Origin of the sequence: Paenibacillus sp. IHBB 3054, from assembly GCF_051594305.1 — a bacterium.
Lineage (GTDB): Bacteria > Bacillota > Bacilli > Paenibacillales > Paenibacillaceae > Paenibacillus_AQ.
The window spans coordinates 1-13,000 of record NZ_JBOFBG010000013.1 but is presented as its reverse complement, the minus strand read 5'-3'; the positions used below and the strand labels follow the sequence as shown (position 1 = coordinate 13,000).

Below are 13,000 nucleotides of genomic sequence, written 5' to 3'. Positions count from 1 at the left end.
AATACAGGATGTCAGGAAAGATCCTTCTGTATGCGAAGAATAGAACGGGGGATGCTGGGATGGACAAAGTGAATTGGGGTTTGGTTTGGCCGCTGCTTGCACTTCAGATCTTGCTGGCCATTGTCGGATTGATATCTTTGGCCAGAGCGGAGAAAGTGCGGGGTCCGAAATGGATGTGGATTATTATAATAGTATTTGGCAATCTGTTGGGCAGTATTGCTTATTTTACGGCAGGAAGGAATGAGAACTGATGCCGCTGCTTAAGGTTGCCGATCTGCATAAACGGTATGGCAGACATATCTCCGTAGATGGTATAAGCTTTGAGATCGAATCCGGGCGCTGTGTCGCCTTGCTGGGACCAAACGGAGCAGGCAAGACCACAACGCTGCGCATGCTTGCGGGTCTGCTGCCGCCTACGTCGGGGGAGATATCCTTTGCCGGCAATCGTCCGGGAGCGGATTACCGCAAAGCACTGGGATATTTGCCGCAATCCCCGGCTTTTTACAACTGGATGAGCGGACAGGAATATGTTGTCTTTGCCGCGAAGCTGAGCGGCATGCGCTCCAGAGAAGCAGCCGAGAGGTCGGCCGCCGCACTGGAGCGGGTAGGTCTCAGCGAGTCGGCGCGCCGCCGGATTTCCGGGTATTCAGGCGGAATGAAGCAGCGGCTCGGTCTGGCGCAGGCACTGGTGCACCGCCCACGGCTGCTGCTGCTTGACGAGCCGGTCTCGGCGCTTGATCCGATTGGACGGCGGGAAGTGATGGAACTGCTGCGGGAGATCCGTGAAGAGACGACGGTCATCTTTTCTACACATGTGCTGCATGATGCCGAAGAGATATGCGATGATATCATATTAATGAACCGCGGTGTGATAGCCGAGCAGGGGACATTATCCTATCTCCGTTCACAGTACAGTCTTCCTATTATCAGATTATATACAGAGAAAGACGATAAGGCATTCCGGTGGCTGGAGGACCTTGTACATAAACCTTTTATTATTCAGTCGCAGATTACTGCAGGTAAAGCCATCTTTAATGTGAGTGATGTAGAACAGGCACGGCGGGAGATTCTGCAGGAAGCTGGCAAACTGGACATTCCGCTGCTGCAATTCGAAGCAGGCTCTTCCACGCTGGAAGATTTGTTCATGAAAGTGGTGGGCTCATGAGAAGTTTCTGGACTTTATACTCGAAAGAAATGCTCGAGACGCTGCGAAGCTACAAACTGATCTGGATACCGATTGTATTTATCATCTTGGGCATTATGCAGCCGCTTGTGACCTATTACATGCGCGATATTCTGGAAGCTTCCGCAAATGTGCCAGCGGGGATGCTGGAGAGCTTTGAAATGCCGGAGGCAGCTGCGGTAATGGCGCAAGCGCTTGGCCAATATGGAACGATTGGCATACTGGTTCTGGCGCTTGGGACCATGAATGCACTGGCGGGAGAACGGAGCAGCGGAACGGCTGAGCTGCTGATGGCCAAGCCGGTTACTCCGATGGTCATTATCATCGCCAAATGGGCTGCACAGCTGACCCTGCTTGTGACTGCGCTTGGACTGGGCGCGGCGGGAGCCGGGTATTACACGGAAGCACTGATGGGTCCGCTTGCCTGGGGTGAGGTTGCAGCTGCAACCGGAATCTATGGGCTATGGCTGCTCTGCGGCGTCTCACTGACACTGCTGTTCAGCTCCTTTCTTCGTGGACCTGCCGCCGTGTTTCTTGCCCTGGCGCTCATGGCGGGGGTATCACTTGCCTATAGTCTGCTGCCAACCCGGCTTGGCTGGACGCTGGCTGCGTTGCCCGGATTGTCTGCCGGAGTTCTTGTAGACAGCGGCACAGCTGGAGTAGGCCCTTTTCTCTCAGCAGCAGTGCTGATTGTGCTGTGCATTGCCGGGTCTGCTCTGTTAACGTCCAGGAATAAACTCCCAGTTTGACGGAAAAATAAGAAAAATGTTGCTTTTTCTCGACATTTCTGAAAATTTCAAGGAAAATTTCATTGAACTCTCCTCCTGCTGCTGGACAGCTCTATCTTTTTTTAGTAGACTGTTGAAACAAGTAGAACCATGATAGATTTTGGCTCAGGAGGTAGGACGATGCTGCGTTTAGGAGAGAAAATTGTCATTGTTGCAGACGCTTTTGAGCAGAGTCTTCCTATTGGAGACTACGGCTACCTGATTGCTTACGACCGCAATCCTGACAATGCGTTTGATTATGTCATTCGTGTCCCTCAGGCAAACAGGAATTTTTATGTTACGGCAGAGGATATTGAGGCGGAAGAACAATTGCTGGTGGTAGAGGCTGAGAGAGCAACGCATGAAGCATTGATCGACTATGCTTTGTCGACATACAATGAGAAGCTGTTTCATCATTTGATGAACGGCGAAGACATGGAAGCAGAAGAGGCGGAAACGACGTCTACGGAAAGTATGTCCCAGGCGGAATTCATCAAACAGGTGAATCTTCGCGCTTGGATTTAGGTAAGGCCGGCGCAAGCCGGCTTTTTTGAAATAGAAGAATTTATATGTTCCACGCCATAAATGATCCTTCTATTTTTCGCAGAAGCGGCTGCCAGTCCTAAGAGGACTGCAAGTCCGTTTCTTCTTAAAATGTAAGAGTCTATAGGGTGCACGCAATGCTTTATCCTTATATTTCTGCAGAAACGGCTGCCGTCCCTATTAGGACGCCATAGCCGTTTTTTCTTGTTTCATGTACCCATAAGCTGTAGCGCCACTAGCTGTTGTTCGAATTGCAGCTTTATGAACATGACAAGCTCATTGAATTGTCCAGGCTTCTACAATATAATTAAAAACGTTATCCGGGCGCTTTAGCCCTTTAAACAGGAGGGATATTTCTTATGAGCATTACCGTCAAAGATGTGCAGCATGTGGCCAAGCTGGCCCGCCTGCAGTTAAGCCCGGAAGAAGAGGCTACTTTTACTGAACAAATGAATGCTATTTTACAATATGCGGAGAAATTGAACGAACTTGACACGGAGCATGTGAAGCCGACAACGCATGTGCTGCAGGTCAGCAATGTGATGCGGGACGATGTCGTGAAGGAGAGTCTTTCCCAAAAAGAAGCTCTGCTTAACGCACCTGAAGATGAAGACGGACATTTCAAAGTACCGGCAGTTCTGGAATAACGACAATAGAGAGGAGGAAGAACGTTGAGCCTGTTTCAATATCGACTACCCGAAGTACATAACATGCTGCACAGCAAAGAGATTTCGGTCAGCGAACTGACGGAAGAATCACTGGCTGCCATTACCGAGCGTGACGGGAAGGTGCATGCATTTTTAACTTTAAATGAGGAGGGCGCGCGGCTGTCCGCACGTGCTCTGGATGACAAGCTGGCTTCCGGTGCAGCGCGCGGTTTGCTGTTTGGTCTTCCTGCAGGAATTAAAGATAATATTGTGACCAAAGGACTGCGCACGACCTGTGCCAGCCAGTTTCTGGACAATTTCCAGCCGATATATGATGCAACAGTTGTTTCCAAACTGCGTCAGGCCGATGCTGTAACCATCGGCAAGCTGAACATGGACGAGTTCGCCATGGGCGGCTCCAATGAGAATTCTAGCTACGGGGCTGTGCGTAATCCTTGGGATCTGGAACGTGTTCCCGGGGGCTCCAGCGGCGGCTCGGCAGCTGCGGTAGCTGCCGGTGAAGTCTTCTTTGCACTTGGCTCCGATACCGGCGGTTCTATCCGCCAGCCCGCTTCGTATTGCGGTGTGGTAGGACTTAAACCGACTTATGGTCTGGTTTCGCGTTACGGCCTGGTGGCATTTGCTTCTTCGCTCGATCAGATTGGTCCGCTTACCCGCACGGTGGAGGATTCCGCTTATGTGCTGCAGGCCATTGCCGGATACGACGCCCAGGATTCCACCTCGGCCAAAGTGAATATCCCTGATTATTTAAGCGCGCTTACCGGTGATATTTCCGGGCTGCGCATCGCTGTGCCGAAGGAGTATATCGGAGAAGGTGTAGATGCTTCCGTCCGTGAGAGTGTGCTGTCCGCACTTAAGGTGCTGGAAGGTCTGGGTGCGGTCTGGGAAGAGGTTTCTCTTCCGCATACTGAATATGCTGTGGCGGCGTATTACTTGCTCTCCTCTTCGGAGGCGTCTTCTAACCTGGCCCGGTTTGACGGGGTGCGTTACGGTGCGCGTATAGATAACGGCGGCGGATTGCTTGATTTGTACCATAATTCCCGCAGCCACGGATTTGGGCCGGAAGTTAAACGCCGGATTATGCTCGGCACTTATGCGCTCAGCTCCGGTTATTATGATGCTTATTACTTGAAGGCGCAGAAAGTGCGCACCTTGATCAAGCAGGATTTCGACGAAGTATTTAAAAAATATGATGTCGTCATCGGACCGACTGCGCCAACTACAGCTTTCAAGCTGGGCTCGCAGACGGAAGATCCGCTCACGATGTATTTGAATGATATTTTGACCATTCCGGTCAGTCTCGCCGGTATTCCTGCGGTCAGCATCCCTTGCGGTTTTGCCGAAGGCCTGCCTGTAGGTCTGCAAATTATCGGCAAGGAATTTGATGAGAGCACGGTACTGCGTGTTGCGCACGCCTTTGAACAACATACAGATCATCATAAAGTACAGCCACAACTATAATTGCGGTCTTCGAAGCTTAGGCTCACAAAACTTTTAAGGGATGAGATCATTTATGTCTAAATACGAAACGGTCATCGGGCTGGAAGTTCATGTGGAGCTTCATACCAAGTCCAAAATCTTTTGCGGCTGCTCCACAGAATTTGGCGCTCCGCCCAATACGCACACCTGTCCCGTCTGTCTTGGTCATCCCGGCGTGCTGCCGGTGTTGAACCGCCAGGCGGTGGAATATGCGATGAAAGCAGCCATGGCGCTGAACTGCACCATCGGCGATGTCAGCAAGTTCGACCGCAAGAACTATTTTTACCCCGATTCGCCCAAAGCGTATCAGATCTCGCAATATGACCAGCCGATCGGTCTGAACGGCTGGATCGATATCGAAGTGAACGGTGAGACCAAACGGATCGGTATCACCCGCCTTCACCTGGAGGAAGATGCGGGCAAGCTGACTCATGTAGACGGCGGATTTGCTTCGCTCGTCGATTTCAACCGGGTAGGCACACCACTGATCGAAATTGTCTCCGAACCGGATCTGCGCTCTCCTGAAGAGGCGCGCGCTTATCTGGAGAAGATTCGGGCCATTATGCAATATTGTGACGTATCCGATGTGAAGATGGAAGAAGGCTCCATGCGCTGCGATGCGAACATAAGCCTGCGGCCGGCAGGTCAGGAAGAGTTCGGCATCCGTGCGGAGCTTAAGAACATGAACTCCTTCCGGGGTGTGCTGCGCGGTCTGGAGTACGAGCAATTCCGCCAAGGGGAAATCCTGGATGATGGCGGTATCGTCGTGCAGGAGACCCGCCGCTGGGATGAAGCGCAGGGCAAGACGTTATCCATGCGCGGCAAGGAAGAAGCTCACGATTACCGCTACTTTCCAGATCCGGATCTCATTGTCCTGCATATTGACGATGCTTGGAAAGAGTCCATCCGGGCTACGATTCCGGAGCTGCCGGATGCCCTCCAGCAGCGGTACAGTGAGGAATATGGCCTTACCGCTTATGATGCGGGTGTGCTGACCTCCTCGAAACCGCTGGCCGATTTCTTTGAAGGCTGCCTTGCTTACACAAAGGATGCCAAGGCTGTGGCCAACTGGATGATGGGCGATTTGCTGGGTTATCTGAACGGCAGCAATCTGGAATTGTCCCAGGTGAAGATTACGCCGCAGGGTCTGGGTGAAATGATCGGCCTGATTTCAGGTGGAACGATCAGCAGCAAGATTGCTAAGACCGTCTTCAAGGAAATGCTGGAAAGCGGAAAGCTGCCGGGTGCAATCGTTGAGGAGAAGGGACTTGTCCAGATCAGCGACGAAGGCGCAATCAAAAAAATCGTTGAGGATGTAGTGGCTGCAAATCCGCAATCGGTGGAGGATTACAAGGCTGGCAAGCAGAAGGCAATCGGATTCCTGGTAGGGCAGGTTATGAAAGAAAGCAAAGGCAAAGCCAACCCGGGTCTGGTAAATACATTGCTGGCTGAAGTTTTGAACAGCTAGATCCCGCTTTTGGGTAATAGTAGACTATAGGATTATTAGCTCAGGGCTTGTCGGCAACGGCAGGCCCTAAGCGGCATATAAGGGGACTGTGCGGATGAACACAATTATCAAGCTTGATCTGCAGGATGAGATCATTCTTAGTGAGCTATGGAGCCTTCAGCATAAAGCTTACCGGCTGGAAGCGGAGATGATCGGATTCCATGAAATCCCGCCATTGCTGGAGACCAGAGATATGCTGAGCCAGTCTCAGGAGGATTTCTACGGCCGTTTCGACAGCAACGGGGATCTGATGGGGGCTGTTGCCGTGCTGGAAGAGTCACCGGGTAAGTTGACTGTGACCCGAATGATGGTGAGTCCTGAGTATTTCCGCCAAGGGGTGGCCGGAAGCCTGCTGGAATTTATCTTTGCCCATTATCCGGGAATGGAGCAGTTTATTGTATCTACAGGGAAGCTCAATATTCCTGCAGTTACACTGTATACCAAACATGGCTTTATTCCAGCCGGACTAGAGGAAGTAGCACCGGGTGTGGAACTGATTGAATTTTATCGGAGTGGTATGCTTTGAAAGTAATACAATTCTTTATGGAAGGAGGAGCCCGAAATGAGTCCTGAACAGAAAGATGATTCCGCCAAGCTCCCGACAGAGGAAAGAATATATGATACAACTGCACAGGAGCAAGATGATGGGATAGAGCAGAAGAAGCCCTCAATCCCGCCCCGTCCAAAACGTCGTCCCCATCGTAAACGCAAATTTATTGCCGGACTGCTGTCCGCAATAATTCCGGGGACGGGACATCTATATTTCGGGCTTCTCCGCAAAGGGATTTCTTTCATCTTTCTTATCCTGCTTGATATTGCGGCGCTGCTGTATTTTTCGTCCATCGGTATGCAGATCAACGTTCCGTTGCTGATTTTGCTGGCCCTGATGATTCCGGTGCTGTATTTCTACAATGTGTTTGATGTCCTGCAGTCTGCTGACCGGATTTTGCGCTTTCCCGAGGAACAGGACACTGAAACGCCAGCCCCTTCAAAATATGTCAAACGCCGTACCCTGGTGAGTGAGCCGGGAATCTCGTTTGGGCTGATGCTGCTCTTTGGCGGAGTGCTGCTGTTCCTGTTCCGGCAGAAGCCGGCCTGGCTGCAAATGTTCATTCAGGATTATGCGGGAACGGTAATTGCCGCGGTGCTGATCGTCGGTGGTTTTTTACTGGGAGTCCGTGAGGTTGCGAAGGGATTATCCAGGAGCAGAGGCAATGAGCGGCGCATCCGCCGTGTCGGCAGATATACGGCTGCAGTCCTGCTTGCCAGTGTCGGCGTTCTTTTGCTGATGGATGCAAGAGATGGAACACATAATATGCTGCTGCTGCTAAAATGGTGGCCCGTTATACCGGTGCTGTGGGGTGCGGAATACCTGCTCATTTACTTTTTCTCAGGCCGCAGAGGTCAGACTGCCTATGGATCAAGAGCACGGATGGATTTGCGCGGGCTGTTCTCATCCGTTATTTTGGCCGCCAGTGTATTTATTGTGGCAGAGCAGGAGCATTATTTGCATTTATGGAACCGTGTCAGCCTTAACCTTACCGCTGCAGCAGTGGATTACGGCGAAGCCAAGGGTAGCCATTTTCAAAAGCCCCCATTAATCGTACCGGTTGAGCTGGGCACCTCCAAACTAACTGTTGATGCCATCAACGGCGACATTATGATTCACCGAGCCCCGGTAGAGGATATTGAAATCACGGCTACAGTATGGGTGGATCAGCTTGATGGTGCAGTGGCAGAGGCGATATCGGAGCAATCCTTTGTGGAGGTCATTGAGGGTTCTAACATCAAAGTCACCCCAAAAACCAAGACTTATGGAGACTCCGGCAAACGCCAGCCTCGCATGGATCTTGACATATCGCTTCCGGAGGACCGCCGCTTTAATCTGGAGGTGCGGACGATGAATGGCGGTATTACGCTGCAGAATGTGGAAGCCATTGAGGATATCTCTCTGGAGACCGGCAACGGCGCGATTGTTCTATACCGCATATACGGAAATGTAAAAGGAAAGACACTAAACGGGGAAGCCCGCGCCAGAACGGTTCAAGGGGACGTTGAGATGTCAACGAGCGGCGGGAATATGGCGGCTTGGGATGTTACAGGGGCATTGAAGCTGTCGACCGCTGTAGGCAATATAACGGCATCCGGCAACGGTGGTGAAGTGGATCTGTCCAGCAAGAATGGCAATCTGGTAATTGACGGTGCGATGACTAAACTGCATGCTGAATCCCTAAATGGCAAAATAAATGCCCGATCGGAGTCCGTCGGCGGTGACTGGGATATTTACAGCGCAGTTGGCGACATTGATCTTTACGTGCCTTTATTCGGCGATTATAAGGTGGATGGATCCAGCGGTTATGGAGATATCGACACCGACCTGCCAGAGCTGACTATCGACAAAAAGACAATTTCCGGCAAAATCGGCAATGGCGAGTTCAAACTGCGCGTAGAAGGAAACAGCAACCTAAATGTGAGGAAATATTGAAAAAAGTAATTTTTATTATATAATAATAAATATAATGTATCGACTCCGTTGACAACATCGAAAGTCCGGTCTTACAATTACTTTATAGCTTTATTATGTTTTTATTTTAAAGGCGGTGGAATTGATGGGTAGTGGCGTACAGCATGCATTGGAACAACTGAAGACTACCGGTGTCCGTATTACGCCTCAGCGTCATGCGATTCTTACGTATCTGATGGAAGCGCTGAATCATCCTACGGCAGACGATATTTACCGTGCGCTTGAGCCGCAGTTTCCGAGCATGAGTGTGGCAACTGTATATAACAATCTAAAGATGTTCATGGAAGCCGGTATGGTTCGCGAGTTGACTTATGGTGACAATTCAAGCCGTTTTGATGCAAATGTATCCGATCATTATCATGTCATCTGCCAGGTGTGCGGGAAGATCGAAGATTTCAGCTACGCCTCGCTGCATGAAGTGGAGCAGGCTGCCGAACAGGCTACAGAGTTTAAGATCCATGGTTTGCGGATGGAATTGTACGGTGTGTGCAAATGCTGCAGCAACAAGAAACATTGAGATAACAGATTAGAATGACATTATGGGTATAATCGACTGCGATGTTTCGGACTGCAGGAGATTTGCCGGTTTTTCCAAAACGTGCGGAATCCGGAAGCGGAGGCTGCACGTTTTTTTGATAATTCTGCTATGACTTACTTAATCTATGAATAACTTCCAGTAGATTTTCGCAACCAAAGAGACTCACATAGCGTATACTTAAGATTGGTTATACGCGCACTCAAAATTAACTAAATATGTGGAGGATACATTTTGGACAGAAGACAGAGACAAAGACGCACCAAGAAGCGTGGAGGTCTTTTTCGCCGTTTATTAGGGCTTGTCATAATAGCCGCCGCTGCTTACTGGATTGTATTTTATGTACTGCCGAACCGGCAGCATATTGATCCTGACTGGAAAGGGATGGAACACCCCATTTTTGTCAAAGGAGAGTTTACAGGTTTTAACGCTAACGGTACAGGAGAGAGTCTGCTGCTGCCGCTGCCGCTTTTGCAGAAGTATGTGGATTCTTCCATTCGTTATGAAGAGGAGAGCAAATCAGCCATTCTTTCGACTGAGAGCGAACTTCTATATATGCAAGAGAATTCAACCTCCGCCAGCCTGAACAACCAGCCGATTCAGCTTCGGCTTGCTCCTGAAGAAAAGGATGGAGTGACCTATCTTCCGGCTGACACCCTCGAAGATCTATATGGTTTTGAGGTAGAAGAGGATAGTGATACCGGAGCTGTACTGCTGATGACTGCCGGGGAGACGGTTCCGCTGGGCAAAGTGAAGGGTGAGGAAGGCGGCAGAACGAAGGCACTGCGCAGTGAGGCGTCGATTCATGCCCCCATTATCGCGGATATGCCTCCGGGAGCCGTAGTGAGGATCTGGAAGGCTGACAACCCGGACTGGCTGTACGTGCAGCTGAGCAGTGGTTATACGGGATATGCCAAAGCCGGTGACATTCTGTCAGACGGGCAAAAAACTGTAGAAGAAAAAACTTTCACACCGTCGAGAGCGGAACGCAACTGGAAGGGCAAGCCGGTAAATCTGTTCTGGGAAGCAGTATACGAGCGTAAACCGGATCCGGCTAAGTTCGGTGAATTGCCTGGAGTCAATGTGGTCAGCCCTACGTGGTTTGAGATTGTAGACGTGCAGGGCAATGTGCGTAGTAAAGCGGACAAGGCTTACGTGCAGTGGGCGCACAAGCAGGACATGGAAGTCTGGGCTCTGCTCAGCAACAGCTTTGATGCCGATCTGACGACTGAGGCCTTAGCGAGCTATGAGAAGCGGATGAATACGATCGTACAAATGCTGGAGTTTGCTGATTTATACGATCTGGATGGTATCAATATCGACTTTGAGAATGTATACACCAAAGACGGTGAGAATGTTACGCAGTTTATGCGGGAACTGAAGCCAATGGCCCAAGCCAAAAATCTCATTGTCTCCATTGATGTGACGCCTAAATCGAAGAGTGAAATGTGGTCTTTGTTTCTGGACCGGCGCGCACTCGGTACAGTCGTTGATTTCATGATGGTCATGGCGTACGATGAGCACTGGGCATCCAGTCCAAAATCGGGCTCTGTGTCCTCGTTGCCTTGGGTGGAGAACTCCATCAGCCGCATTATCGAGGAAGACGAGGTGCCTGCCGAGAAATTGATTCTCGGTGTCCCGCTGTATACCCGTATCTGGTCGGAAACAACAGAAAAGGGTAAAACCAAGGTGAGCTCCAAGGCCGTGAGCATGAATGCGGTTCAGGAGATTCTTACTGAGAAGAAGCTGACACCGAAGCTTGATAAGGATGCGGGACAGAATTACGTTGAGTACAAGGAAGACGGAATTCTCCGCAAAATATGGATAGAGGATAAGCTTTCACTACAAGGGAGAGTTAAACTTGCCAAATCGTTTGGACTTGGCGGAGTGGCCTCCTGGACACGCAGCCTGGGCAATCAGGAAGCCTGGGAGACCCTGCAAACAATTCATCAATAATATATTCTGTCAGTAAGATAACAAAGGGGCTCCCCGTCTGGGAGCCCCTTGTTTGTATGATTCATTCATCGGCTGTCGTTATTGCTTGAGTTGCTGAGTTTCGAGCTGCTCTGCAGTTATCGTAGCCTGCGCCGGATCCCTTGTCAGAAGGGTATGGCAGAACATGCAGCGGTCTGTTTTCCCGAGCATCTTGGTCAGTTTGTGGCACTCCGGACATTCCAGCTGGAATGCGCTGGTCGACAGCATGCCTGCCCAGAAATAGATGGCGAGACTTGCCATCATGGAGATCAGGCCGATGACCAGACCGATTGCAGCGAATACTTTGCCTGCAGATCCCCAGAATACGATGCCTGCCGTTCCCAGAATCATGAGTCCCATTCCGAGCATGGTGAGCAGCAGTCCCCAGGTGCGAAAAGCATTGATTTTAGCCGATTTTAGCTTCATGAGTATTTACTCCTAACTAAAATATAGTTCGGTCGTCCAGGAGGAACTGATATGAATATGTAGAATAATATTATTTAAGAGGATTATAACTGACTGGACGCAAAATCGCCAAATTTGATGGAGGGAAGTATGGAACTATCCAATTTGACCCTGTTGAGTGGAGAAACGTTTGATGAGAATGTTCTGGGAGCTGTCACTTTGAGGCAGAAGGGTAATGCTCCGTTTCAGAGTGCGCTTCTTCATGACTTCGATATGGTAGTGCTGATGCTGCATGAAGATGAAGAGAAAGAACGCACTATAACCCATACCATTGCCGGTGACCGGCGCACGCAGTCTGTGCATGTAGGCTTATCTGCCTTGGAGCGGGCTGTAATGGCGGGTGATAACAATGAACTTCTTACAAGCTTAATTGCTGGAGATGTGATTTGGGACCCTAAGGGAATATTAGGGGATATGCGCAGGGAGATCATGCAATTCCAGGGCACGCTAAGAGAGCGGGTACTGTTTATGGAATTTGCCCGCTTTCTGCATATGTATGTTAAATCCAAACGATATCTGGAAGCAAACTGTACCATGGATGCCTACAACTGTGTTTTGATTGCTTTGTATCATTGGGCGCGGATTGAAGTCAGTGAAGCGGGATTTTTCCCCGACCCTGCAGTATGGGAACAAGTCAAGAGTCTAAACACCCCTGTTCACAAGCTGTATGAAGAGCTTACGGTGAGTACCGAAACCCTGGATCAACGAGTCGAATTGATTCTGCTTGCCTGTGAATTTGCCCTAATGTCGAAGATGTCTGATTGTTGCGGATTGCTTTTGAATATCTTGGGCAGCCGAAAGGAATCATGGAGTATCAAAGAATTACTGCAGCATTCGGGCCTCAGCCAATTGGAAGCTGAACTGCCGCTTGTATTGCGCAAGCTTGTTTCCCGTTCACTAATAAGAGAGATTACTTCCTGGGCGGATGATGCCGGTGACGGTCATGCGGTGCGTTACACCCGGTAAAGATAAAGAGCAGGATAGAGTGGCTATCCATAACGGGATTTTCCACCTGACAAAAGAGCATATGCTGTAGGATAGGGAGAGGCCGGGCGCTCTCTTTTTTTATTTGTACAGTTTCTGAATGAGATGATAAACGCAGGGAATATTTATAGTTGACTCTTATGTTAATGGTGTGTTAAATTATAACTCGGCCCTCAGACACAATGACAAGCTGCAAAGCAAGCGTAAATCAACCGAAAAAAGAAATTAAAAAAAAGGTTGACTAAAACGAGGCCGCCGTGATATATTATAAAGGTCGCCGCTGACAAGCGCCGACAACGAAAAACAAGAACTTGATCTTTGAAAACTGAACAACGAGTGAGTATGGAAATCACGCAAGTGAGATCCAAAAA

General features: G+C 49.9%; 13 protein-coding genes. 12 read left to right on the top strand and 1 reads right to left on the bottom strand.

Going from position 1 to position 13,000, the window contains the following annotated elements:
* The first annotated feature begins 59 nt into the window (after positions 1 to 59).
* From ACQ76X_RS16080 to ACQ76X_RS16030, 11 genes are all read left to right on the top strand, one after another.
* On the top strand, positions 60 to 251 hold the full coding sequence (locus ACQ76X_RS16080) for a PLD nuclease N-terminal domain-containing protein (RefSeq protein ID WP_038596544.1): 192 nt from the start codon (positions 60 to 62) through the stop codon (positions 249 to 251).
* Positions 251 to 1,165 carry an ATP-binding cassette domain-containing protein gene (locus ACQ76X_RS16075; protein ID WP_438494998.1) on the top strand — a complete coding sequence of 305 codons (915 nt, stop codon included), beginning with the start codon at positions 251 to 253 and terminating at the stop codon, positions 1,163 to 1,165. The genes ACQ76X_RS16080 and ACQ76X_RS16075 overlap by 1 nt, the downstream gene beginning before the upstream one ends.
* Complete coding sequence (locus ACQ76X_RS16070; protein WP_438494997.1) at positions 1,162 to 1,932, top strand: ABC transporter permease subunit; 771 nt, start codon at positions 1,162 to 1,164, stop codon at positions 1,930 to 1,932. Before ACQ76X_RS16075 ends, ACQ76X_RS16070 begins: the two co-directional genes overlap by 4 nt.
* 159 nt (positions 1,933 to 2,091) lie before the next feature.
* Positions 2,092 to 2,475, top strand: a complete 384-nt coding sequence (locus ACQ76X_RS16065) for a hypothetical protein (RefSeq protein WP_038596538.1) — start codon at positions 2,092 to 2,094, stop codon at positions 2,473 to 2,475.
* Between the two features lie 377 nt (positions 2,476 to 2,852).
* The gene (gatC, locus tag ACQ76X_RS16060) at positions 2,853 to 3,140 is read left to right on the top strand and encodes an Asp-tRNA(Asn)/Glu-tRNA(Gln) amidotransferase subunit GatC (protein WP_438494996.1); all 288 of its coding nucleotides are present in this window, start codon (positions 2,853 to 2,855) and stop codon (positions 3,138 to 3,140) included.
* Between the two features lie 24 nt (positions 3,141 to 3,164).
* A complete protein-coding gene (gene gatA, locus ACQ76X_RS16055; RefSeq protein ID WP_076113354.1) occupies positions 3,165 to 4,622 on the top strand; it encodes an Asp-tRNA(Asn)/Glu-tRNA(Gln) amidotransferase subunit GatA in 1,458 nt (485 codons plus the stop codon).
* 40 nt (positions 4,623 to 4,662) lie between these two features.
* A complete protein-coding gene (gene gatB / locus ACQ76X_RS16050; protein WP_438494995.1) occupies positions 4,663 to 6,108 on the top strand; it encodes an Asp-tRNA(Asn)/Glu-tRNA(Gln) amidotransferase subunit GatB in 1,446 nt (481 codons plus the stop codon).
* A 94-nt stretch (positions 6,109 to 6,202) separates the two neighbouring features.
* The gene (locus ACQ76X_RS16045) at positions 6,203 to 6,673 is read left to right on the top strand and encodes a GNAT family N-acetyltransferase (protein WP_438494994.1); all 471 of its coding nucleotides are present in this window, start codon (positions 6,203 to 6,205) and stop codon (positions 6,671 to 6,673) included.
* Between the two features lie 36 nt (positions 6,674 to 6,709).
* Positions 6,710 to 8,632, top strand: a complete 1,923-nt coding sequence (locus ACQ76X_RS16040; RefSeq protein WP_438494993.1) for a DUF4097 family beta strand repeat-containing protein — start codon at positions 6,710 to 6,712, stop codon at positions 8,630 to 8,632.
* A gap of 124 nt (positions 8,633 to 8,756) precedes the next feature.
* The gene (locus tag ACQ76X_RS16035; protein WP_438494992.1) at positions 8,757 to 9,188 is read left to right on the top strand and encodes a Fur family transcriptional regulator; all 432 of its coding nucleotides are present in this window, start codon (positions 8,757 to 8,759) and stop codon (positions 9,186 to 9,188) included.
* Between the two features lie 252 nt (positions 9,189 to 9,440).
* Positions 9,441 to 11,162 carry a glycosyl hydrolase family 18 protein gene (locus ACQ76X_RS16030; protein ID WP_438494991.1) on the top strand — a complete coding sequence of 574 codons (1,722 nt, stop codon included), beginning with the start codon at positions 9,441 to 9,443 and terminating at the stop codon, positions 11,160 to 11,162.
* 78 nt (positions 11,163 to 11,240) lie between these two features.
* Here the strand turns inward: ACQ76X_RS16030 and ACQ76X_RS16025 are convergent, their stop codons facing one another.
* On the bottom strand, positions 11,241 to 11,606 hold the full coding sequence (locus ACQ76X_RS16025; protein ID WP_438494990.1) for a DUF2614 family zinc ribbon-containing protein: 366 nt from the start codon (positions 11,604 to 11,606) through the stop codon (positions 11,241 to 11,243).
* Between the two features lie 129 nt (positions 11,607 to 11,735).
* Here ACQ76X_RS16025 and ACQ76X_RS16020 point away from each other — a divergent pair, with 129 nt between their 5' ends.
* Positions 11,736 to 12,611, top strand: a complete 876-nt coding sequence (locus ACQ76X_RS16020; protein WP_438494989.1) for a nucleotidyltransferase-like protein — start codon at positions 11,736 to 11,738, stop codon at positions 12,609 to 12,611.
* Positions 12,612 to 13,000: the final 389 nt, after the last annotated feature.